At 62.2% G+C, this 23,999-nt stretch carries 14 protein-coding genes; 5 read left to right on the forward strand and 9 right to left on the reverse strand.

All coding sequences use genetic code 11. The features are described from left to right. Positions 1-109: 109 nt before the first annotated feature. Genes QO231_RS20190 through QO231_RS20200 form a run of 3 tightly spaced genes read left to right on the forward strand, consistent with a single transcriptional unit; the run spans position 110 to position 8,461 of the window. On the forward strand, positions 110-5,548 hold the full coding sequence (locus tag QO231_RS20190; RefSeq protein WP_316780697.1) for an alpha-2-macroglobulin family protein: 5,439 nt from the start codon (positions 110-112) through the stop codon (positions 5,546-5,548). Then, the gene (gene pbpC, locus QO231_RS20195) at positions 5,545-7,587 is read left to right on the forward strand and encodes a penicillin-binding protein 1C (RefSeq protein WP_316780698.1); all 2,043 of its coding nucleotides are present in this window, start codon (positions 5,545-5,547) and stop codon (positions 7,585-7,587) included. Before QO231_RS20190 ends, pbpC begins: the two co-directional genes overlap by 4 nt. Positions 7,588-7,615: 28 nt before the next feature. Continuing rightward, the gene (locus tag QO231_RS20200; protein WP_316780701.1) at positions 7,616-8,461 is read left to right on the forward strand and encodes a 2-keto-4-pentenoate hydratase; all 846 of its coding nucleotides are present in this window, start codon (positions 7,616-7,618) and stop codon (positions 8,459-8,461) included. Between the two features lie 14 nt (positions 8,462-8,475). Here QO231_RS20200 and QO231_RS20205 read toward each other — a convergent pair whose 3' ends face one another. The 4 genes from QO231_RS20205 to QO231_RS20220 are packed head-to-tail and all read right to left on the reverse strand — an operon-like array spanning position 8,476 to position 15,150. After that, a complete protein-coding gene (locus tag QO231_RS20205; RefSeq protein WP_316780704.1) occupies positions 8,476-10,518 on the reverse strand; it encodes a hypothetical protein in 2,043 nt (680 codons plus the stop codon). After that, positions 10,515-13,280, reverse strand: coding sequence for a DUF4159 domain-containing protein (locus QO231_RS20210; protein ID WP_316780706.1), 2,766 nt, complete (start codon positions 13,278-13,280; stop codon positions 10,515-10,517). The genes QO231_RS20205 and QO231_RS20210 overlap by 4 nt, the downstream gene beginning before the upstream one ends. Further along, positions 13,277-14,101: a DUF58 domain-containing protein gene (locus QO231_RS20215; protein ID WP_316780775.1), complete on the reverse strand. Its 825-nt coding sequence runs from the start codon at positions 14,099-14,101 to the stop codon at positions 13,277-13,279. The genes QO231_RS20210 and QO231_RS20215 overlap by 4 nt, the downstream gene beginning before the upstream one ends. A gap of 41 nt (positions 14,102-14,142) precedes the next feature. Further along, positions 14,143-15,150, reverse strand: a complete 1,008-nt coding sequence (locus QO231_RS20220) for an AAA family ATPase (RefSeq protein WP_316780708.1) — start codon at positions 15,148-15,150, stop codon at positions 14,143-14,145. A gap of 68 nt (positions 15,151-15,218) precedes the next feature. Here QO231_RS20220 and QO231_RS20225 point away from each other — a divergent pair, with 68 nt between their 5' ends. Then, positions 15,219-15,800 (forward strand): DUF1285 domain-containing protein, encoded by a 582-nt coding sequence (locus QO231_RS20225; RefSeq protein WP_316780710.1) that lies wholly within the window; start codon positions 15,219-15,221, stop codon positions 15,798-15,800. 107 nt (positions 15,801-15,907) lie between these two features. Next, on the forward strand, positions 15,908-16,660 hold the full coding sequence (locus QO231_RS20230; protein ID WP_316780713.1) for a hydroxypyruvate isomerase family protein: 753 nt from the start codon (positions 15,908-15,910) through the stop codon (positions 16,658-16,660). A 54-nt stretch (positions 16,661-16,714) separates the two neighbouring features. Here QO231_RS20230 and ppk2 read toward each other — a convergent pair whose 3' ends face one another. From ppk2 to QO231_RS20255, 5 genes are all read right to left on the reverse strand, one after another. After that, positions 16,715-17,635, reverse strand: coding sequence for a polyphosphate kinase 2 (gene ppk2 / locus QO231_RS20235; protein WP_316780716.1), 921 nt, complete (start codon positions 17,633-17,635; stop codon positions 16,715-16,717). Positions 17,636-18,104: 469 nt separating this feature from the next. Further along, on the reverse strand, positions 18,105-18,938 hold the full coding sequence (locus QO231_RS20240; RefSeq protein WP_316780719.1) for an alpha/beta fold hydrolase: 834 nt from the start codon (positions 18,936-18,938) through the stop codon (positions 18,105-18,107). Between the two features lie 48 nt (positions 18,939-18,986). After that, the gene (locus QO231_RS20245) at positions 18,987-20,714 is read right to left on the reverse strand and encodes a PHA/PHB synthase family protein (RefSeq protein WP_316780721.1); all 1,728 of its coding nucleotides are present in this window, start codon (positions 20,712-20,714) and stop codon (positions 18,987-18,989) included. Positions 20,715-20,941: 227 nt separating this feature from the next. Continuing rightward, positions 20,942-22,336, reverse strand: a complete 1,395-nt coding sequence (gene lpdA, locus QO231_RS20250; RefSeq protein WP_316780724.1) for a dihydrolipoyl dehydrogenase — start codon at positions 22,334-22,336, stop codon at positions 20,942-20,944. Positions 22,337-22,338: 2 nt separating this feature from the next. Continuing rightward, complete coding sequence (locus tag QO231_RS20255; protein ID WP_316780727.1) at positions 22,339-23,997, reverse strand: 2-oxo acid dehydrogenase subunit E2; 1,659 nt, start codon at positions 23,995-23,997, stop codon at positions 22,339-22,341. Positions 23,998-23,999 lie beyond the last annotated feature (2 nt).

Raw genomic sequence — 23,999 nt, forward strand, 5'->3', positions numbered from 1 at the left:
CAGCATCAGCCAACATGGTGAACAAGTCTTTAAGGTGTGCAACTTCCGGGGAATCGTTGCCAGCATCGCGGTGGGCATGGCACCCTGTGGAAAACAACGGGAGCTCATCATGCAGTATCTGCGGCACTGGTTCGGAATTGCGCTGGTACTCTGGCTTGGTGCCACGACACTCGGGTACGCGCAGCAGGCGATCCCCGACTTCAGGTATATCGCCACACAGGACATGGATTTCTACGGGGCCGATCTTGACCCTCTGTTTGACACCGATCTGCAGAGTTGCGTGCGCGCCTGTTCCGCCCAGAGCAATTGCGCGGCATTCACGTTCAACGCCCGATCGAATGCCTGCTTTCCCAAACGCCAGGTCAGCGAGCAAAAGCCATATCAGGGTGCGATTTCGGCAGTCCGCGTTCCTGTTGACCCGTCCCTACCTGACCGGGCCGTGGCCCGGCGCGCGGCCTTGCCGTTTCTTGGCGACGACAACTGGACGCAGGCACGCGTTCAGGGTCGCACACTCGGCCTGCAAAACCCGGCAGGCGGGCAGGACGCGACGTCCTTGCTTGATGCGGCGCAGGCGCGCGTGGCCGAGGGCAAGACTGGCCAGGCCGCAAAGCTCACAGCCATGGCGGTGTCCCTCACTGATCGTGGCGACCTCTGGACCGACTATGCCCGCCTGCTGCTTGGGGTCAAAACCGATAAGTCACGCGATGCCCGGGCCCTTGCCAACCGCGCCCTCGCCGCCGCCCTGAACGGGTATCTGAGGACACCCGACAACGCCGGGCAGGTCCGCGCACTTCTGGTGCTGTCTGATGCATTGGACCGATCCGGCCGAGGGCACGACATGATCCCGACGCTCAGACTGGCACAAGGCCTTCAACCGGGTGACGAGGTCGTCGCTGCGCTGGATCGAGCCATCGCCCAATATGGATTTCGCATCACCGACAGCACCGTTGAAAGCGATTCGGCCAGCCCGCGCATCTGCGCCCAGTTCTCCGAACCCCTGGCGGGCGCAGGGGTCGATTACGAGCCATTCGTACGTCTGCCACAGCCGGGTCTGGTGGTGCAGGCTGACGACACTCAACTTTGCATCGGCGGGGTCGAACATGGTGTGCGCTATCGCGTAACCTTTCGCGCGGGCCTGCCCGCAGCCAGTGGCGAGACTCTGTTCAAGGATGTCGAGCTGACCCAATATGTGCGCGACCGCGAGCCATCTGTCCGCTTTCCGGGGCGCACCTATGTGCTACCCAAAACAGCGGACGCCGCGCTGCCGGTCGAAACCGTGAACATCGGCACTCTCGATTTGCGGTTACGCCGGATCAGCGACCGTAACCTGTTGCGCGCGGTGCAGGACGGCTACTTCGGACGGCCCCTGTCGCAGTGGCAGGAACAGACCTTTGCCAGTGATATTGCCGAAGATGTCTGGGCCGGTACTGCCGATGTCGGCAACACGCTCAATCAGGATATGACCACCCGGCTGCCGCTGGACAATGCGATTGCCGGTCAACCCGCCGGCATCTTCGCGCTCTCCGCACGGGTTCCGGGGGCCGACCCCTATGACGATCCGGGCGCGACGCAATGGTTCGTGCTATCCGATCTGGGGATCAGCAGCCTGTCGGGTACGGATGGGCTGCACATAACCCTGCGGGGCCTGTCGGATGCAGGGCCACGCCCGGATGTCGAAGTGATGCTGATCTCGCGCGCCAATGCGGTCTTGGCTCGCAAGACGACGGATGCACAGGGGTATGCCCATTTTGACGTGGGCCTGACACGCGGCACTGGCGGCACTGCCCCTGCCCTGATCTTCGCCCAAGGTGGCGCAGGGGATATCGGGTTCCTGTCCCTGACCGATCCGGCCTTTGATCTGTCAGATCGGGGGGTAGAGGGTCGCGCGCCTGCGGGCCCCATCGATGTCTTTCTTGCCACCGATCGTGGTGCCTATCGCGCGGGCGAAACCATTCATGTCACGGCTCTCGCTCGCGATGCAGCGGCGAAGGCGATTGACGATCTGCCGCTGACCCTGATCCTGTCCCGTCCCGATGGCGTGGAATATGCGCGCCGCCTGTCCGATGGCGGCGTCGCGGGGGGCCATGTGTTTTCCCTGCCGGTTGCCTTGGACGCCCCGCGCGGCACATGGCAAGTTGACATCAAGACCGACCTCAACGGCCCCGCGCTGGCCAGCCAACCGGTACTGGTCGAGGATTTTCTGCCGGAACGAATCGATTTCGACCTCGCGCTGTCCCCCTCGCCGTTGCGTGCAGGGGAAACCCCGCTCTTGCAGATTGACGCACGCTATCTGTTTGGCGCGCCGGGCTCCGATCTGACAATCGAGGGCCAGGCGACCTTGCGCGCAACCTCGCGGGTACAGGCATGGCCTGGTTATCGCTTTGGCCGTCACGATGACCGGGGCGAGCCCGCAAGCAGCTTCTTTGGCAACCAGCGGACCAATGCGCAGGGCGCAGCCTTGGTTGAACTGGACCTGCCGGAGTTGCCGTCAAGCACTCAGCCATTTGAATTCACGGTGACAACCCGACTTGCCGATGGGGCAGCGCGCCCGGTCGAGCGGCAGATCACTTCTCCCGTCCGACCGGACAGCGCGTTCATCGGGATCAAGCCTTTGTTCGAAGACGTTGTGTCCGAAGGCACCGAGGCGGCATTCGACGTAATCGGCCTGACCCCGGAGCTGACCCCCACTCCGATGAATGTGCGCTGGACCCTGAATCGGATCGAAACCCGCTATCAGTGGTATCAACTCTATGGCAATTGGAACTGGGAGCCGACGACCCGCCGCACCCGCATCGCCACCGGCGATGTGATGCTCGACGGATCAGTCACTCTGTCGGAACCCGTGGAATGGGGTGAATACGAACTGGTTGTCGAACGACTCGATGGCCCCTATGCCGCCGCGTCGGTCGATTTCTATGCCGGCTGGTACGCGTCTGCGGATGCAGCCACGACGCCGGATCGTCTGGACCTCTCACTGGATCAGGACAGCTATCGCCCCGGCGACACGGCGCACCTGCGGATCGTGCCGCGCGCGGCTGGCACGGCGTTGATCACGGTGATGTCCAACCACTTGATCCACCGGCAGGCGGTCGAGATTGAGGCCGGTGAAACCGTCATTCCCCTGACCGTCACCAAGGACTGGGGCACAGGCGCATATGTGAGCGCCACAGTCCTGCGCCCGATGGATGTCTCCGCCGGGCGAAACCCTGCCCGCGCGATCGGGCTTGTCCATGCCAGCATCGAACCCGTGGGGAAGGTTCTGGATGTCGCCATCGACGTTCCGGAAACTACCGACCCGCGCCAGACACACCGAACCCGCGTCACGGTTGACGGGGCCGAGCCCGACCAAGAGGTCTGGCTGACACTTGCGGCGGTCGATCTCGGCATTCTCAACCTGACCGGTTTTAAGAGTCCCGATCCAGAGGGGTACTACTTTGGCCAACGTCAATTGGGCGTTGAACTGCGCGATGTCTACGGTCGCCTGATCGATGGCATGAACGGCGCGCTTGGAATGGTCCGGTCAGGTGGTGACAGCGGCGCGGGGCTGCGCATGCAATCGCCACCGCCGACACAAGAACTGATGGCGGCGTTCTCGGGCCCGGTCCGGGTCGGGCCAAACGGCGAGGCCTTTGTCAATCTCGACCTGCCCGCGTTCAATGGCACCGTGCGGCTGATGGCGATCGCCTGGTCAGACCGGGCCATCGGCCAGGCCGAAGCCGACATGCTGGTGCGTGATCCCGTGGTTGTCACCGCCACCCTTCCCAACTTCCTCGCGCCCGGCGACAACAGCCGCATTCGCCTTGACGTCGTGCATGCGGATGGCCCTGCCGGTGACATGCGCCTTGTGCTGGAGCCGCGCGGGTCCGGTTTGGAACTGGGCAACAGTCCGGGCGACTTTACGCTCGCCCGAGGCGGAAAGGCCGGTTTTCACGTGCCGGTCACGGCACTTGCGGTCGGCGACCCCACGTTCGATGTCGTCCTGACCACGCCCGACGGGCGCGAACTGCGCCAGAGCCTGACGCTGCCGGTACGCTCCAACGATCCGGTCACCGCGCAAACGCGGCGCTTTGCGCTCGCCGCCGGGCAAAGCTTTGACTTCACCCAAGATGTCTTTGCCAATCTGCGCGCGGGCACCGGCAAGGCAATATTGTCCGCCGGGCCACTGGCCCGCTTTGATGCACCCGGGCTGCTGGCGACGCTGGATGGTTATCCCTATGGATGCACCGAACAGATCACATCGCAAGCGCTCCCACTGCTCTATATGTCCTCGGTCGCCGAGGCCGTCGGGTTGGGCAATGGGCCGGCCGTCGATGCCCGGATCAAAGCCGCCATCGCGCGGATTCTGACACGGCAGAGCAGCAATGGCGCCTTTGGGCTGTGGCGCGCCGACTCCGGGGATTTCTGGCTTGATGCCTATGTGTCCGATTTCCTCAGCCGCGCCCGCGCCACCGGCCATTCAGTGCCCGACCGGGCGTTCCAGCTGGCGATCGACAACCTGCGCAATCGCATTAACTATGCGCCGGATTTCGAAACAGGTGGCCAGGACATCGCCTATGCCCTGATGGTGCTTGCACGCGAAGGTCTCGCCACGATGGGTGACCTGAGGTACTATGCCGACGTCAAGGCCGACGCATTTGCGACGCCGCTGGCCGCCGCGCAATTGGGGGCGGCGCTGGCCTACTATGGCGATCAGCCACGTGCGGATGCGATGTTTGCGCGCGCCGCGCGAAAAGCCGAGACGCGGCAGACCAATCCGCTGCTCTGGCGCGCCGACTATGGCACCGGTCTGCGCGATGCCGCAGGCGTTCTCGCGCTCACAGCAGAGGCCGGGAGTGATGCTGTCAACATCTCGGACCTTACGCAGCGGATCACAGGCGGCGATGCACCGTTGTCCACACAAGAGGCCGCGTGGTCCCTGCTTGCGGCACAGGCGCTGATTTCATCGCCCGAACAGTCCGGCCTGCGCGTCAACGATGTGCCAGTGACAGGCCCGTTCGTGCAAGTGCTGAACGCGGACAGGCCGCAGCCGGACATGACAATCACCTCCGCCACCGGGCGCGATACCGATATCACCCTGACCACGCTTGGTGTGGCCGAAACCCCACCACCCGCAGGTGGCACCGGCTATGCCATCACCCGCAGCTACTACACCATGGAGGGGGCACCGATCGAACGACGCAGCCTGTCGGTCAGCGACCGGTTTGTGACGGTTCTCCGCGTCACCCCGTTCGAGGAGTCGGCGGCCCGGTTGATGATCAATGATCCGTTGCCTGCCGGAATCGAGATCGACAATCCCAGCCTGCTGCGTTCGGGTGATGTGGCGGCGCTTGACTGGCTGACGCTGTCCGAGGCCGCACATGCCGAGTTCCGCAGCGATCGTTTCCTCGCCGCCGTCGACATGCGTACAACCGAAACCGTCACGCTGGCCTACGTGGCACGTGCGGTCACCCCGGGCAACTTTCAACACCCGGCAGCATCTGTCGAAGACATGTACCGCCCCCGGTTCCGCGCCCGCACCGCCACCGGTCGGATGACCGTCACCAGATGAGACGAACCGCCCTCATCACTCTTGTAGCGCTGCTTTTGGCCGCCGCTGCCCTGCGCGACAGGGTTGATGCGTGGATAGATGCCGCAGATCTGCCGCCAACGCTGGCGGAAACCTCGGTTGAAGTCCGGGATCGCGACGCTAACCTGCTTCGGGCCTACACGGTGGGGGATGGCATCTGGCGCCTCGCGCCGACGCTGGCGACGGTGGATGACGCCTATCTCGAGATGCTCATCCGCTACGAGGACAAGCGCTTCTGGCAGCACCCCGGCATTGATCCGCTGGCCATGCTGCGCGCGGCTGCTCAGGCGCTCTGGCATGGGCGGGCTGTCTCGGGCGGATCGACCCTGACGATGCAGGTCGCGCGGCTGATCGAAGACGGCAGCACCGGCAGATGGGCGGGCAAGCTGCGTCAAATCCGTCTGGCGATGGCACTGGAACGGCATTTGACCAAGGTTCAGATCCTGACGCTCTACCTGACCCATGCGCCCTATGGTGGCAACCTGGAAGGCATCCGGGCCGCAGCGCTCGCCTGGCTCGGCAAGGAACCATACCGCCTGACACCCGCAGAGGCCGCGCTGCTGGTGGCCTTGCCTCAATCGCCGGAAACCCGCAGACCGGATCGGCACCCGGAGCAAGCGAAGGCTGCGCGCAACCGGGTTCTGGCCCGCTTGGCGGTGGCCGGAGTCGTTCCGCAGGATCAGGCGCACTCGGCGCAACAGGCCCGCATTCCGCAGCATCTCCGCCCGTTTCCACAGCTTGCTGCACATCTGTCGGATCGGGCGCGACGTTCGGCACCGGACAAGCAACGCCACGATTTGACGATTGATGCCCGGCTTCAGGCGTCGCTGGAACCGATCCTCGCCGAAGCCGCGCAACAGGCCGGGCCGCGCCTCTCGGCGGCGCTGATCGTCGCCGATCATCAGACCGGAGACATCCTCGCCTCAATCGGATCCCCCGCCTACGGCAATGCACAGGGACAGCAAGGGTTCGTCGATATGACACAGGCCATCCGCTCGCCGGGATCGACGCTCAAACCGCTGATCTACGGGCTGGCCTTTGAGCAGGGGCTCGTGCATCCCGAAACCCTGATCCATGACGGGCCGGTGCAGTTCGGTCGCTACGCCCCGCGCAATTTCGACGGGCAGTTCCGAGGCGACATCCGGGTGCGCGAAGCGCTGCAGAAATCATTGAACACCCCGGTGATCAAACTGACAAATGAACTGGGCCCCGCGCGGATCATGGCCGGGCTTTCGCGAGCGGGAGCAGATGCGCGGCTGCCGGGCGGCGCACCCGGGCTGGCGATTGCCCTTGGCGGCGTGGGTATCAACCTTGAGGATCTCGTCCAACTCTATGCCGCACTTGCACAGGGCGGGCATGGTCCGGGCCTGCGCACGCGGCTGCATGAACTGGCTCCGCTTACCGATCGTACACTCTCGGACGTGGCCGCGTGGCAGGTGGGCGATATCCTGTCGGGGCTTGCCCCCCCACCCGGTGCACCACGCGGCGTGATTGCCTACAAGACCGGCACGTCCTATGGGCACCGCGATGCCTGGGCCATCGGCTATGATGGGCAGCATGTCATCGGCGTATGGCTGGGGCGTGCCGATGGTACGCCCGTTCCCGGCGCGTTCGGAGGCGACCTCGCGGCACCGCTGCTGTTTCGTGCCTTTGGGCGGCTCAAGCCTGACCTTGCACCCTTGCCCCCGCCGCCACCTGCAACGCTCATCATGGGGGCCGCCGGTTTGCCGCAACCGCTCCAGCGCTTCCGTCCGCGCAGCAATCGATTCACCGACACCCACGACGCACCAAAGCTGCTCTTCCCGCCGGATGGTGCCATTCTGGACAGGGCCGGGGAAACTGTTACGCTCAAGGTTCGTGGCGGGCGGGCGCCCTATCTGGTGCTGGCCAATGGTCAGCCTGTGGCCAAAGGGCATCGCCGAAGCGAATTCGATATTCCCAACCCCGGCACCGGATATTCCACGCTGGTTGTCGTCGATGGGGCCGGCCAGTCCGACCGGGTTACGGTTCGGATGGATTAGAACGCTGACAAACTGGGAGGATACAAACGTGACGACAAGACAAACCCTGGCCCTGTGCCTGATCTGCATGGGCGGCACCGTGGCGGCCGAGTGCGCGACGGATGCCCAGATCGAAGCCTATGTTGCGGACTACACCAGCAAAACCCCGACCAAGGCGCTGGCGGCAGATGGCAGCATGGAGGACGCGCTTTGCACACAGGCCAAGCTGGCCGATGCCCTGAGCGCGCATATGGGGCCGGTTATCGGCTACAAGGCCGGACTGACCAGCAAACCGGCACAGGAACGGTTCGGTGTGACCGAACCGGTTCAGGGCGTGCTGTTTCGCGACATGATGCTGCAGGATGGCGCCGAAGTGCCGATGAACTGGGGCGCTCGCCCGGTGTTCGAGGCCGATCTGCTCCTCGTCGTGGGAAGCGGTGCGATCAATAATGCGACCACGGCGGAAGAGGCGATGCCCTATATCTCGGCAGTGCGCCCGTTTATCGAATTGCCGGACCTGACCTTTGCCAAGGGCGAACCCTTTACCGGCGTTACCCTGACCGCAATTGGCGTTGCTCCGAAACTCGGCGTCATGGGCGCAGAAATTCCGGTTGGCGATCCGGGAGCGATGTATACGGCGCTCGGTACGATGACGGTCACACTGTCGGCCGCCGATGGCGAGGTGCTCGCACAGGTTCCGGGCGAGGCGGTGATGGGTCATCCGGTCAATTCCGCGATTTGGCTGATGTCCAAGGGCATCACTCTGAAACCCGGCGATCTGGTCTCGGTTGGATCATTTGGACCGCTGGTGCCGCCGGCCAAGGGCAAGGGCGGTGCGTCGGTCCAGTATTCGGGACTTCCCGGCGACCCGACGGTCAGCGTCACGTTCAAGTAGAGCATTGGGTGGCGTCAGCGCCGCCCTTCGCGCAACCACCCGCCGACGATCAGCGCCGAGGCCAGAAGCAGTACCAGCCACGCAGGCAACAGCGGCGATTGCGTGACATCGCGCGTTTCATAGGCCCCGCGCGGGGTCAGCCCGATCCAGCCACGCCCGGCGGCGGGGCGTCCTTCGCGCACATTGCGGATACCGGGCAGCCCGTCCTCGAGCCGGAACACGCCACCACGCAGCGGCGCAATCGCGGGTTCCAGAAGATCAGCGGTCGCAATGGTTTGCTCAAATTCGCGCGGTGCCGCCGGGCCAAGACCGATCACCGCCTCGTGCTCGCCTTCGGCAAGGTGATAGAGACCGATTTCCGGCCCGTCGTACAAGGCTTCGAACCTGCCCGACGACACTTCGTTAAGCGGGACTTCCCTGGCCGTGCCATCCGGCCGGGTTACAGTCACGGCCCCGACATCCTCGGACAGGGTCCGGCGAATGATGCGCATGCTTTGGCCCGTGGCCTCGGCCCACAACGCCTCTTCCTCTAGCTCCGGTTCCTTCATCATCCAATGCGCCAGCCGACGCAGCAATTCCAGCTGCGGCCCACCGCCTTCGTACCCCCGACTCCACAGCCATGCGTGATCGGAGGCCAGCATCGCCACACGGCCGTCGCCCACCCGGTCAAGAATCAGTAACGGACGGTCATCTATGCCGCTCATCAGAACTCTGCCAGCCTGCGGTTCCACGTCGATCTGGCGCAGCCACGATCCCCAGGTGTCTTCGTCCTGCAAATCGGCCGTCACCGGGTGACGCCCGCCAACATCGGTTACGAGAGGGCGGTATTTTTCCTCGAACACCCGCGCGCTCGGTTCTGCGGGCAGCACCCGCGCCAGTGGCGAGCGATAGATGCTGTCGGCCCCGGCAAAATCCGGCCCCGCAGCGACCAGAACCGCACCGCCTTTGCTTACGTAGTCGGCGACATTGTCCAGATAGATCGCTGGGAGGATGCCCCGGCGCTTGTAGCGGTCAAAGATGATCAGATCGAAATCGTCGATCTTTTCCAGAAACAACTCGCGCGTCGGGAAGGCGATCAGAGACAGCTCTCCGACAGGCACACCATCCTGCTTTTCCGGCGGGCGCAGAATGGTGAAATGCACCAGATCCACAGAACTGTCCGATTTCAGAAGATTGCGCCACGTGCGGCCCCCCGGATGCGGCTCTCCTGATACAAGCAGCACCCGCAGCCTGTCACGCACCCCATTCATCTGGATCAGCGCGGTATTGTTGCGGTCGGTGATCTCGCCATCCGCCTCGGGAACAGTGAACTGGATCACGTTGCGCCCGCCATGGGGCAGCGTGACCGGCAATTCGATGTCCTGCCCAACCGGCACACTGAAGCTCTGCGTCTCGCCGCCATCGACCGAGATGTCCAGCGTTGCGGAACCGTCGGTCACCGGTGCCGCGCCACTGTCTTCGATCCGCAGGGTCAAGGTGACAGCCTCGCCGATAATGGCAAATGCAGGGGCATTGCGCACGATCAGCCGCCGGTCCCAATCGGTCTCCCGCCCGGTCATCAGCAGATGCATCGGGGCAGGGATATCGGGCACGCTATCCATGTCATGCACGCGCCCGTCGCTCAGTGCAACGATCCCCGCGACGCGCGCGCTCGGCTCCTCTGCCAGCGCGGCGGACAATGCCCGCATCAGCTCGGTCCCGGCATCGCCTTCGCCATCACGCACGGTAACACGGCGCAGTTCGGTGTTGGGGCGCGCGGCTATTTCAGACGCCAGCTTTTCCGCCGCACCCCCCATCTGCGTAGGCCGATCCGAGAGCATCTGACTGGCGCTCTCATCTTCGATCATGACCACGATATCGGTAAGCGGCGCACGATCCTCGACCTGATACGCCGGTCCGGTCAGCGCACCCAACAGCACGAGCGCAGCGAGCGCCCTGTAGCCCGAGCCTGAAAGACCGCGCCACAGCGCCAGGCTCACCCCGGCCAACGCCAGGGCTGCAAGCACAGCAATCGCGACCCAGGGGATCAGCGGATCAAAGACGACAGATCCGGTCATTGGCCCAACCTGTCCAATAGCGCAGGCACATGCACCTGATCCGATTTGTAGTTTCCGGTCAGCACATGCATCACCAGATTGACCCCGAACCGATTGGCCAGCTCGCGTTGCCGTTCGCCAGCAAAACCGCGCCCAACCGGCAGCAGCGGTCGGCCATTGCCATCCAGGGCCCAGGCGGCGGCCCAATCATTACCGCCGATGACAACCGGCGTGACGCCATCGTTGAGGTTGCGAAATGGCATGCCCTCGATCTGTTCCGCATCGGGCGGGGCGGCCTCGACCCAAAGCTCGCGGCTGGTGTGGCGGCCCGGAAAATCCTGCAACAGATAGAACGTGCGGGTCAGCACGTGGTCAGGCGGCAGTGGTTCCAGCGGTGGAACATCCAGAGGCGCCGCCAGTTGCTGCAGTTTGCGCCCATTCGGGCTGGCCGCGCCAAAGCGGGCAATGTCGGCGTCGCGGGTATCAAACAGGATCATCCCGCCAGAGCGCAGGTATTCGTTGATCCGCGCATAGGCCTCGGCAGAAGGGGTCGGTTGATCCGGCGAGATCGGCCAGTAGAGCATCGGAAAGAAGGCAAGTTCGTCCCGTTCCAGATCAACGCCCACCGGGTTGGCCGGTTCGATAGACGTGCGAAAGAACAGCGTTTCCGACAGCCCGCGCAAACCGGCCTGCGCAATGCGATCCAGTTCCGCATCGCCGGTCAGTACATGCGCCAGCACCAACTCGCTGCTCGCGGCAATGGCAAAGGTGTCGTCCTCGGCCTGCGCCTGTCCCGGCAGCGGTTGCAGCAGCAACAGCGCGCCGGCAAGAACCGCCGCCGCTCGGGAGGGGCCAAGGCGACCGGACAGGGCCAGCGAAGCAATCACGTCCCCCGCCAGAAGAACCAGTGCAAGACCCAGCAACGCACCGCCAAGCGGCAATTCCCGTTCGACAGTCAGCCCCTCGACCGGGATGCGACCGGGCCAGGCGGCGGCGACCAATTCGCTATCCTCGGACAGCACATTGCGCGCCAGATGGCGATCTTCGCTGGCATAGAGGCCAGGACGCAGGCCGGGACCAACCGGATCCCCGACCAGTGCCGCACCGTCGACACCGGGCAAGTTGCCCGCGTCGGACAACTTGCCGAATCCGTCCATGACCTGAAGCGGTATCCACGTGGTGCCAGCCAAATCCTCAGCCTGCGGTGTCGATGCCGAGGAAGACACGGCGAGCCGTTCCAGCATCTCGACGAACAGACCCGAGAGCGGCAGGCCCGACCATTCGGCGTTCGCGGTCACATGAAAGAGCACCACCTGCCCCTGCCCGACCTGTTTGCGCGTGACCAAAGGTGTTCCGTCACTCAGCGCTGCTATCACCCGGTCTGCCAGCGTCGGATCGGGTTGCGCCATGACCTGCGCCGATACGGTCACATCAGCAGGGATCGCCAATCCGTGAAACGGCGAGTCTTCAGCAAAGGGCGCAAGCGCCTTGGGTTCTCCCCAACTCATCGCGCCGCCAACGCTGCGCCCGCCTGCCCGCAGGCGGACCGGCATCAGCGGGTGTTCGGTCGTGCGGCTTATGTCGCTCGCCGCAAGTCGCGGCCCGGCAAAACGCAAGAGCATGCCGCCCGCATCAACCCAGGTAGTCAGCGCCTCCTGTTCCGCTGCCGACAGGGTCGCCACATCGGCCAGAACCACGACATCCGGATTGGCAGGGAGCAGATCGAGCACCGCCCCGGTCAGCAACTCAGCGGTCGGAGAAAGCGCCTGTTCCAGATAGTGCAGCGGCGACAGCAGCTCGAGCCCTTCGCGGTCATCGCGCCCGGCAATCAATGCCACCTCGCGCCGGCGCAAGCTGTCATCGCTGAGCGTCAGTGCTCCGGCGGACCGTTGCCCCTGAAGTTCAAACCGGGTGATGCGCGCCCGCAATTCCGATGGCAGAGACAAGGCCCCCGTCGCGGTAACGTCACCCGCTTCAAAGGTCGCCGGGACCGAGGCCAGCACCCGCATGTTTCCGGCGGGGTCACGGCCCTGCGCCAAAATGATGATCTCGCGCGCATTTCCCGGCAGCGAGCGTCTGGCGGTCAGTTGCACCGCGCCATCCTCGTACCGGGCCGGGGCAAGGGCCACCACCGCGCTGCCGGTCTGAAACGCGCGCACCGCGCCTCGCGCTTCCAACGCGATCAACACCTCATCCCGCCCCGCATGATCCAGCCCGTCGCTGATCCAATGCGTGTCAAAATCGCTTGCAACCTCGGTCAGCGCGGCGCGTGTCGCATCGATCTGAGCCTGAGTGGCGGTCCATGGCGCGGGTAGCAACCCGGCCAAGCGGCTGCGCCAGACATCTGCGGCCTGAAAGACAGGTACTTGCGGATCGGTCAGCCGCAGGATCGACACGGTGCGACCGGCGCGCCCCGCCTCGGTCAATTGCGCCTCGATCAGATCCTTCTTTTCCGTCCAGAGCGTTGCCCCCGCCCAACTGGCATCCATCAGGATCAAAAGCGGGCCTGACCCGCCCTGATTCTGCTGCGGGTTGAGGACCGGGCCGGCCAATCCCATGATCACCGCCGCAACGGCCAGCATTCGCAACAGAAGCAACCACCAAGGTGTGCGATCCGAAACGCTTTCGTCGTCCGTCAACCCGAGCAGCAACGCCACGCCGGGGAACCGGCGGCGGATCGGTGCCGGCGGAATCGCACGCAGGAGCAGCCAGAGAATCGGCAAGGCCAAGAGTCCCAGCAACACCCAGGGGGACGCAAACCCGATGCCGCCAAGTATGGTCATAGGCTGCCTCGATCCAACGCGCGATAGAGCCACAGGAGCCCCGATTGGGCGGTGTGATCTGTGTGGTGCAAGCCAAGATGCCAACCCGTGGTTCGGCACAGATGCGCCAATCGCGCCTTGCGCTCAGCCAGCCGGTCAAGATAGCGGTCTCGCAACTCGTTCGCCTTGAGCGTCTCGTGCCGCAGCGTTCCGCCGACGCTCTCGAATATCGTGCGCCCCCGGAATGGAAACGCCTCTTCGCTTGGGTCCAGGATTTGCAGAATGACCCCGCGCACACCGCGATCTGCCGCCTTGGTCAGGGCCAGTTCCACTTCGCCGATATCACCCAGAAAATCCGACAGGAACACTGCGCGGGCATGGGGGATCATCGCGCGGTGCTCTGGTGCGGCATAGTCGTCGGGTGAATCCAGCGCAAAACTCTCTGCCAGCCGCAGGATCTGCGTGTTGCCACGCCGGGGCGGCAGGGCCGTCCCGGTGAGCCCAACGCGCTCGCCGCCACGTACAAGCAGAATTGCGATGGCCAGTGCGAGCAACCGCGCCCGCTCCACCTTTGTTGGCAGGGTGTCGCCCGAGGTAAAGCGCATGGACGCGCCCTGATCGACCCACAGCATCACCGATTGCGCGATCTGCCATTCCCGTTCGCGCACGAACTGCTGATCACCGCGCGCCGAGCGGCGGTGATCGATGAGCCGCTTGCTGTCACCCGCCTGCGACGGTCGGTATTGCCAGAAATCATCCCCGAGCCCCGCGCGCCGACGGCCGTGCTCGCCCAAGAGGACCGTGCCGGCCAAATGCTCGGCCCGCGCCAGAAGCGGCGGCATCCGGCCGGCTTCGGTTTCGGCACGTTCGCGCAAGGGTTGTGTCACGCGGCGGCCTCGGACCGGGTCAGGTCACAGGCAGTGGACTCGATCAACTCCGACAGGCTGTCTCCGCGCGCGCGCGCCGCGAAGTTCAGCGCCATGCGGTGGCTCAGCACCGGGCGCGCCATGTTGATCACGTCTTCTGCATTGGGCGCCAGCCGCCCCTGCAGCAACGCCCGCGCCCGCACCGTCAGCATCAGCGCCTGTGCCGCCCGCGGCCCCGGCCCCCACGCAACCGTATCGCGCACACGCTCTGAGGCGCCGGGCTCATCCGGGCGGAACGCGCGGACAACATCGAGAATCATCTCGACGACCGAATCTCCAGCCGGCATCCGCCGCAACAGGACCTGCGCGGCCAGCAGTTCGTCCCGCGTGAACACTTCCGACGACAGGTCTTCGTCGACCCCGGTCGTCGCGATCAGGATGTCGCGTTCGGTGTCGCGATCCGGATAGTTCACATCGATCTGGACCAGGAACCGGTCAAGCTGTGCTTCGGGCAGTGGATAGGTGCCCTCTTGTTCAATCGGGTTCTGTGTGGCCAACACATGAAAGGGTGGAACCAGCTGCCGATCTTCGCCTGCGACCGTCACCGTCCTCTCCTGCATGGCCTGCAACAGGGCCGACTGTGTACGTGGACTGGCGCGGTTGATCTCGTCCGCCATCAGGAGTTGGCAAAAGATCGGACCCTGAACAAAGCGGAACGACCGCGATCCGTCCGCCGCGGTGTCAAGGATCTCCGATCCCAGAATGTCGGCGGGCATCAGGTCGGGGGTGAACTGGATGCGATTTCCGTGCAGCCCCATCACCGTTGACAGTGTTTCGATCAGGCGGGTTTTGCCCAGCCCCGGCAAACCGATCAACAATCCGTGTCCGCCGCATAGCAGCGCAGTCAGGGTCAGGTCGACAACCCGCTCCTGGCCAATGAACCGGCGGGTGATCGAGGCCTTGGCCTGCGCAAGCTTGGCTTCCAGTGCATCGACTTCTGCAACCAGATCATCTGGATCGGACATGACATTCCTTTCGGGGAACCCTACATTAGATCATAAGTCTATAGCGCTCAGAGGAAATGGCAAAAGCAATGAATGGACAAAAAGCCGTTACTCCCTCCGCAGAGGATATTGCCGCAGCCGCCAGCGCCGCAAAAGGGCGTGGATTACCTCCGGTCCATCTGTGGAATCCACCATTTTGCGGTGATCTGGACATGCGGATCGCGCGCGACGGCACGTGGTTTTATCTCGGCACTCCAATCGGCAGGTTCGAGCTTGTCAAGCTGTTCTCCTCCATCCTCAAGAAGGAAGATGGCAAGTATTTCCTCGTTACACCGGTGGAGAAAGTCGGAATCACCGTTGATGATGCCCCTTTTGTCGCCGTTGATTTCGATGCGAACGGCACGGATCAGGATCAGGTCCTGACCTTCAAGACACAGGTGGGCGATACCGCGATTGCCGGACCGGATCACCCCATCCGCGTGGAGCGTGACGCCGAGACCGGCGAACCGTCGCCCTACGTCATGATCCGCGCCGGGCTGGAAGCCTTGATAGATCGCAAGAGTTTTTACCGGCTGGTGGAGTTGGGCAGTCACCATGACGGTTGGTTTGGCCTGTGGTCGTCGGGTGTGTTCTTTCCGGTTATTCCGTCCAGAGAGCTTGAGAACATATGAATGGCGCAAGATACCGCAAAGTTTAGAGAACTTGCGGTTCGCCAGAGCTTGGCAATCGCCGTCTTCCAGCGTTAGACGGCGTAACGTCCCCTTGTGAATGAGCTGCCATGCCAAGATTTGCCGCCAACCTGACACTGCTGTTCACCGAATTGCCGTATCTGGACAGGTTTGATGCCGCCGCCGCCGCAGGCTTCAAAGCCGTCGAAATCCTGTTTCCCTATGATGTGCCCGCCAAGGACACCCGCCGCGCGCTGCTGCGCAACGGGCTGGAATTACTTCTCATCAACGCCCCACCGCCCAATTACACCGGAGGAACGCCGGGATACGCTGCAATCCCCGGTGGTGAAGGCCGTTTTCAGCACGACATAAAGCGCGCGCTGCGCTATGCCGGAGAACTTCGGTCTACGCGCATTCACGTCATGGCAGGCTACACCAAGGAGGATGAGGCCGAGGCGACATTCGTGCGCAACCTGCGATGGGCCGCCGACCACACCCCGGAGCAGAGCTTTACCATCGAACCGCTCAATCCCGGCGATCAACCCGGATACTTCCTGGATGACTACGCCCTTGCCGCCCGCGTTCTAGATGCGGTGGACCGGCCCAATGTCGGGCTGCAATATGACAGCTACCACGCCGAAGCCATTCACGGGAATGCCATGCAGGTCTGGGAGACCTACAAGGATCACACCGTGCATGTGCAGATTGGCGCCGCGCCTGAGCGTCGTGAACCGGGCAGCGGCCCGACCGATTTTGGCGCGCTCTTTGCGGCAATTGACGCCAGCGGGTATGCGGGTTGGGTGAGCGCCGAATACCATCCCAGTACAAAGCGTACCGAAGATAGCCTGCATTGGATGGCGTGACGGAGCGACACAACGACCGATCTTGCTACCGCGCCTGCCCCGCCGCTGGATCGTTCAGTATTTCTGCGGGACGTAGAGTTCGTTCGGCAAGACCGCACGCTCGTAGTCGGGATTGAACTCGCGCTCAGGCAGGTGGATCTCTTCGCTCGGCACATCCGTGTACGGAAACACGCTGAGCAGGTGGTTAATGCAATTCAACCGTGCCCGCTTCTTGTCATTGCCCTGTACGATGTACCAAGGCGCTTCTTCGATGTTGGTTCTGCGCAGCATTTCTTCCTTGGCCTTGGTGTATTTTTCCCAACGCACACGGCTTTGAAGGTCCATCGGAGACAGTTTCCACTGTTTCAACGGGTCGTGAATGCGGATCAGAAACCGCATCTGCTGCTCTTCATCCGTGATCGAGAACCAGTACTTCACCAGACGAATTCCCGACCGGACCAGCATCCGTTCGAACTCGGGCACATCGTGAAAGAAATCCTGAACCTGATCTTCAGTGGCAAACCCCATCACCCGCTCGACACCGGCGCGATTGTACCATGACCGGTCGAACAAGACGATTTCGCCCGCGGCCGGCAGATGCGAAATGTAGCGCTGGAAGTACCACTGCGATTTCTCGCGATCCGATGGCGCAGGCAGCGCCACTGTCCGCACCACGCGCGGGTTCAAACGTTGGGTGATGCGCTTGATCACGCCTCCCTTGCCCGCGCTGTCGCGGCCCTCGAAAACGATGACCACCTTCTCACCACTGTGCACGACCCAATCCTGCAGACGGATCAACTCCGATTGCAGCTTGATCAACGCGGAGAAATACTCCGCACGCGGCAAGGTGTCGGGATGGGCGGCGCGATAGATCTTGCGAATCTCCATTGAGAGCGCCGCATCTTCAAGCTCCAGTTCATAATCTTCGTCCAGCGTGTCTGCCAATTCGGCCTGTAGCCAGTCGTTGGCCCCGTTGTCTTCGTTTGCGCCGCTCATGCAATCGTCCTCTTTCTTGAATTCTACGTCATCGATAATCACAAAATCATGACACACATGCACCACCATCCGGTTGGTTTGGCCGTAGACCCAAGATGGCATCGGAAAAATTGCACGAATCCTATCACGCTCCTGACCCGCGACAAGTCGGGTGTGACCTTGGATAGAACCAATGAATACTATCCCTGAAATACTCCTTTTTGTGCGGTCTCGACACGGGCGCGCATCGCCTTTTTCCGTCTAATTGAATTGTGCCGCAGCCGAACTTCGGCACTCGGAACGTTAGAACAGCGACTTCTGCGTGAAGCTTGATTACCTGCGATGACGTGGGCTCTGGCTGGGGCTCGAGCTGCGTACACCACCCGTCGGCATCTGGCCGTTCCGGCGTACGAAAATCTCTGATCGGGTTGATCAACACCACTCGCTCTGCCCACCAAAAATCATCAATCGGGCGAATGGCCGAGCGTGTTCAAGCGGCCCGTCCGTCCAGAAAATCGGCTACCAGCTCGCCAACGTCCGATCTGAGGGAGTACATCAACAGATGCCCCGCCGGGTAGATCCTGAGTCTGGCATTCGGCACGAGCGAGGCCAGCAGCACCTGGTTCGCAACCGGGATCAGCGTATCCAGTGCGCCGCCGATGATCTGGGTCGGTTGGGTCAGCTGGCCGAGCCATGGAATGCTGGTCCAGGAGCAGAGCGCCTTGACCTGCGCAGAGTAGCCTTCGTAGCTGGGACGGATCGCATTTCTGGCGTATTCCTTGAACAGCCAAGGCTGCAACACCGCTTCACCGCCGTACATGAACGGCCCGATAAAGTCGCCATAGGCCTTGTTGACATAACGGAACGGGAACATGATTTCCGACAACGCGAGGGGTGTGCCCCACCAACTTCCGATTCCGCCCGTCGAAGTTATCGCAAGCACGAGTTTGCGCACAACTTTTGGGTGATCATACGCCAGTTGCTGCGCCACCGCACCGCCCCAGGATATGCCCATGACGTCGCATCTGCCGACATTCAGTTCACTCAGAATCCCGTGCAGCATGGCGGCGTGCTGGGGAATCGTGGTGACCTTGTCAGGCACGTCAGATCGCCCGACGCCGGCGGCGTCAAAGGCAATGATCGGACGATCGGGAAACTCATGCATCAGCGGATACAGCATTTCGACGGCCTGCCCGAGCCCGTTGCAGATCACCAAGGGGGGACCTGATCGACCTTCGTTCAGGGTGAAGACCCGCAGGTTCACACCATCCGCGCAAATGGTGTGATACTCGCCGTGTTCCGGTTCGGCATGACTGTCTGGCACGTTGCAGAACTCCCGCTCATTTCTGGTACTGTACGTCAGATGGTGAGACTATCCGTCCTGCGGCACCTGTTCCAGAACATAGGTTCCGGGTGCCAGTGCCAGTTCCGGATGTTTGCGGTTGCCAAGAGTCTTGGGGGCCGGTCTCTGGGCATCGCCGCTGGTCTCATCCAGCCATTGCAGCCAGTGCGGCCACCAACTGCCTTCCGACTTGTTTGCCGAGGCCAGCCATTCCTCTGCCGACCCAGTGCGATCCCCGTCCGAGACGAAATAGCGACGGTTCTTGACCGGATGATTGATCACCGTACCAGACACATGCCCTCCCGAGGTCAAGACAAACTCCGCTTCCTGAGGCAGCAAGGTGGTCGAGGAATATGATGTCTGCCAAGGAACGATATGATCGCCGGTTGCGGCGAGGAAATAGCACGGGACGTCAATATTCCCACAGTCAACCGGAGTGTCCAGAAGCGTGAGGGCACCCGGTTCCCTCAGCTTGTTGGCATGATACATTTCCTCGACGAAGTAGGAGTACCATTTGGCTGGCAGATTTGACGTATCCGCATTCCAGTACAGGACATCAAACGGTGGCGGTGTCTGGCCCTTGAGGTAGTTGTTGACCACAAACCCCCAGATGGACTCGTTCACATGCAGCATTGCCATCGCGCGCGCGATATCGCGCCCCGGTGCCACCTTTGCTGTTCCGAGCCTCTGTTTGTAGGCCGCAATCTGGGTCTCGTCGATGAACACCTCGACTTCACCGGGATCACTGAAATCCAGCATCGAGGACAGGAACGTCGATGACCCGACAAGAGATTTCTGTGCCTGCGGCATCACGGCCAGCGCTGCCAGCAACAGTGTGCCCCCGTTGCACCAGGACAGCAGGTCGACCTGCTCTGCCTTGGCAACGTCTGCGGTTGTGTCAATCGCGGCAAGAACGCCTTCGGTAATGTATTCGTCCCAACCGTAGTCCTGCGTCTCCGGCCCGGCGTTGCGCCACGACACCATGAAGACGGAATTTCCCTCTTCGAGCAGGTAACGCACCATCGATTTCTTTTCGTTGATGTCGAAAATGTAGAATTTGTTCACGCAAGGCGGAATGATCAGGATCGGATTGGACCTGACCTTGGGCGTAACGGGTGTGTATTGGATGACCTCGATCAGCGCATTGCGATAGATCACCGCGCCGGGTGTCGTTGCCAGGTTTTCGCCGACTTTGAACGCCGTCTCGTCCGTAGTCGTGATGTACCCCTTTTCGAGATCCGCCAAAAGGTTCTGAAATCCATCGATCAGGCTCCTGCCGCCGGTTTCCTGAGCCCGTTTGAGCACTTCGGGGTTCATCAGCGCAAAATTTGACGGCGACAGGCCGTCGGCCGTTACGCGGGCATAGAAGCTGAGCTTGCGCTGTTCATGCTCGGGCAGACCTGCCCGATCCGCCATGTCCGCCATTGCCTTTGCCGTCAATTCGTAGGACTGGCGCAGGAACGGAAAGACGCCCTTGTTCCAGGCATCGTCGCCAAAGCGGCGATCCTTGGCCGGCTGCCCGGCACCACCCTGCCCTGTCAGGCCCGACATCCAAAGTTGTGCCATTTCGGTCTGATACGTGGTCCACGTCTTGATCCAGTCGCTCCAGGCATCGGCCGACAACAACGATTGCGCGGTCTCGTTCCAGGACGCGATGAACTCTTGATGTTTACTCGCGTCCATACCCTGAAAGACGGGATGGTTCTTCGTCGCTGACAGCATCATGTCTGACAGTGTCTTGTTGAAATCTTGTTCCATCGGTTCCTCCATGGGTGTCGTATCTGCGACCTGGGTCCGCAATCTGTTTTCAAATCCTGGCCATGAGGCCAAGAAGTGCCTGCACCCGCTTCGCATTCCTCAAACTGGCGGTAAAGTTCGATCGCCTTTTGCCCGATAGACGTATCCGCGTCCACTGTCCCTTTTGCCTCCACGCTGAAACCCAACGGGCCTCAGCGCGCCGGTTTTTTTCGGAAAGGCGGTCGGTCCTAGATGTGAATGGCATGCCCCAATGCCTTGAGCGCGGCTTCCTGCAAGCCTTCGCTCTGGGTCGGGTGGGCATGTATGGTCCCCGCGATATCTTCCAGACGGGCACCCATTTCGATCGCAAGCGCAAAAACGGCAGCCAGTTCGGATATGCCTCCACCTGTCGCCTGAATGCCGAGAACGACGTGGTTGTCCGCATGGGCAACAACCCGGATGAACCCGGCCTCGTTCTCCATGGTCATTGCGCGGCCATTGGCCGTGAACGGGAATTTTCCCGTAACCGTCTCCACGCCAAGTGCTTCGGTCTCTTCCGGGGACAGCCCTGCCGTCACGATCTCGGGGTCGGTGAAACAGACTGCTGGTATGCACTGCTTGTCCCAGGCTTGCGGGCCTCCGGCAACGATCTCTGCGGTCATCTCCCCCTGGGCAATGGCGCGATGTGCCAGCATCGGCTCGCCGGTGACATCCCCGATGGCATAGACATCGCGCATCGACGTTTGGCACCGATCGTCGATCTGAATGAACGCACCGCTCATCCTCAGCGACAATTCCTCCAGACCAACATCCTGCGTGCGCGGCTTGCGTCCGACAGCGACCAATACCTTGTCAAATGGCAGCTCAACACTCTCGCCCCCGTCCAGAGTAACCTTCAGCCCGTCTTCGTTCGCGTTCAAGCCTTCGGCCTTTGCATTCAGCATCACGTTGATACCAAGGGTCTCCAACCGCTCGGCTACGGGTTTCGTCAACTCCTTGTCGTACTGCGGCAAGATTTTTGACGCGAATTCAACGACCGTCACCTCTGCGCCAAGTTTGGCCAGCGCAGTCCCGATTTCGAGCCCGATATAGCCGCCGCCCACCACGATCAGCTTTTCAGGTACGCTGGTCAGAGCCAAAGCGCCGGTTGAAGAAATGACGTCGCCGCCAAATGGCAAGGACGGGATTTCGAACGGCACAGACCCGGTCGCGATCACGATCTTTTCGGCATGGATCAGTTGTTTGCCCATATCCGTCTTGACCATGACCGATTTGCCGTCGCGAAAACGGGCCTGGCCGATAATGGCCCGAACGCCGGCCCGCTTGAGCAAGGCACCTACGCCCCCGTTCAGCCGGGCAACGATGCCGTCCTTCCATGCAATCGTCTGTTCCATGTCGATCGCCGGTTTTTCAACCGATATCCCAAGACTGTTCGACGCTGTAAAATGGGTTGCCTTTGAAAATTCCTCTGCCGCATGAATCAGCGCCTTTGACGGGATGCATCCCACGTTCAGGCAGGTGCCTCCATGTGCCTTTGCTTCGACGATGATCGTATCCACGCCCAGTTGTCCGGCCCTGATGGCGCAAACATACCCCCCCGGACCGGAGCCGATCACCAGCAACTTGCAATTGATTTCTTCCATGATCAGTCCTCCAGCAACAAAAGTGCGGGTGTTTCGAGTAGCATTTTCAGTTTCTGGACAAAGACTGCGGCATCCCAACCGTCAATGACCCTGTGGTCAAAACTGCACGAGATGTTCATCTTCTTGCGCGGCACAAAGGCCGCCCCATCCCAATGCGGTCGCACCTCCATCTTGTTGATGCCCACGATCGCAACCTCGGGGTAGTTGATGATCGGTGTTGTCGCCAAGGCACCCAGCGGCCCCAGCGAGGTGATGGTGATGGTCGAACCGCTCAGTTCCTCGCGCGTGGCACTGCCTTCACGCGCGGCGACTGCGAGCCTGCCGAGTTCGGCCGCGCTTTCCCAGAGAGTCATCGCCTCTGCATGGCGCACCACCGGCACGATCAGGCCACCCGGCGTTTGCGTCGCAATGCCGATATGGACCGCCTCGAACTTGCGAAAAATGCTGTCATCATCCTCGAAATGGGCGTTCATGTTGGGTTGGTCGGCAACCGCGTCGGCGATGGCCCGGATCACGAAAGGCAGTACTGTGAGTTTGCCTTTCGTTTCTGCCCTTGCCTTGTTCAGCTGCGCGCGCAGCTCCTCAAGATCGCTGACATCCACCTCTTCGACAATCGTGATATGCGGAATCCGCGACTTGGACAGCGCCATGCGTTCCGCGATCTTGCGGCGCAGACCGATGACTTTCTCTTCGGTCTCGCCCGTCCGCTGAGGGCGCTTTGCCAATGCACCGGAAAATTGCCCGCCGGTTTCGTGGAAATGGGTCAGATCCTCATGCGTGATCCGCCCGGCAGGACCGCTGCCCAGCACACGGCGTAAATCTACGCCAAGCTCGCGCGCACGTTTGCGCACTGATGGGGTCGCCAGTGGCTTTTCACCCTCCGCCCGACGTTGACCGGCAATTGGCGCAGGGGCTTTTGGCTTTACGACCTTGGGGCTTGAAACCGGTTTCGCCGCTTGCGCGTGAGTTTTCGCAGGGGTCGAGGCCGTGGCGGTCGCTGACCCAGCCAGTTTTCTGGCCAAATCTTCCTTGCTTGTATTCCCGACCCCCTCGACTTCAATCACGATCAGCGTGCTTCCGATGGCAAGCGTGTCTCCGACGTCACCGCCCAGATAAAGCACCTTGCCAGACACGTTGGTCGGGATTTCAACGGCAGCCTTTTCGGTCATCACCTCGGCGATCACGTCGTCTTCCCGCAGTTGGGCGCCGAGAGTGGTCATCCATCCCGTCAACTCGGCCTCGGCAATGCCTTCGCCAACATCGGGAACCTTGATTTCATACAGTCCATGACCGTCCGCAACCCGCAGATCAATCGACGGCGCGGAGGACTCGGCCTCGGGCGTTTCGTCGGCAACGGTGGGGGCTGTGTCAGCGGGGGCCTCAGAAGCGGCCACCTGCGCATCAGTCGTGTTTCCGGCGCCTTCCACCTCGATCCGTATCATGTCGGCACCGATCGAGAGCTTTTCGCCCGCGTCACAGCCAATCCAGACGACCTTGCCCGAAACCGCAGAGGAGATCTCGACCGATGCCTTGTCCGTCATGACTTCCGCCAGCAGGTCATCTTCCTTGATGATATCGCCGACTCCCACATGCCAGGCGCTCAGTTCGGCCTCGGCGATGCCCTCACCGACGTCCGGCAACTTCATGGTAAAAAGTCCCATTC

This window comes from Sedimentitalea todarodis (assembly GCF_032595355.1).
GTDB lineage: Bacteria > Pseudomonadota > Alphaproteobacteria > Rhodobacterales > Rhodobacteraceae > Sedimentitalea > Sedimentitalea todarodis.

Coding starts and splice junctions, on each gene's coding strand:
- QO231_RS20190 (WP_316780697.1), top strand. CDS start 110: ATGCAGTATCTGCGGCACTGGTTCGGAATTGCGCTGGTACTCTGGCTT.
- pbpC (WP_316780698.1), top strand. CDS start 5,545: ATGAGACGAACCGCCCTCATCACTCTTGTAGCGCTGCTTTTGGCCGCC.
- QO231_RS20205 (WP_316780704.1), bottom strand. CDS start 10,518: ATGACCGGATCTGTCGTCTTTGATCCGCTGATCCCCTGGGTCGCGATT.
- QO231_RS20210 (WP_316780706.1), bottom strand. CDS start 13,280: ATGACCATACTTGGCGGCATCGGGTTTGCGTCCCCCTGGGTGTTGCTG.
- QO231_RS20215 (WP_316780775.1), bottom strand. CDS start 14,101: ATGCCGCCGCTTCTGGCGCGGGCCGAGCATTTGGCCGGCACGGTCCTC.
- QO231_RS20220 (WP_316780708.1), bottom strand. CDS start 15,150: ATGTCCGATCCAGATGATCTGGTTGCAGAAGTCGATGCACTGGAAGCC.
- QO231_RS20225 (WP_316780710.1), top strand. CDS start 15,219: ATGAATGGACAAAAAGCCGTTACTCCCTCCGCAGAGGATATTGCCGCA.
- QO231_RS20230 (WP_316780713.1), top strand. CDS start 15,908: ATGCCAAGATTTGCCGCCAACCTGACACTGCTGTTCACCGAATTGCCG.
- ppk2 (WP_316780716.1), bottom strand. CDS start 17,635: ATGAGCGGCGCAAACGAAGACAACGGGGCCAACGACTGGCTACAGGCC.
- QO231_RS20245 (WP_316780721.1), bottom strand. CDS start 20,714: ATGGAACAAGATTTCAACAAGACACTGTCAGACATGATGCTGTCAGCG.
- lpdA (WP_316780724.1), bottom strand. CDS start 22,336: ATGGAAGAAATCAATTGCAAGTTGCTGGTGATCGGCTCCGGTCCGGGG.
- QO231_RS20255 (WP_316780727.1), bottom strand. CDS start 23,997: ATGGGACTTTTTACCATGAAGTTGCCGGACGTCGGTGAGGGCATCGCC.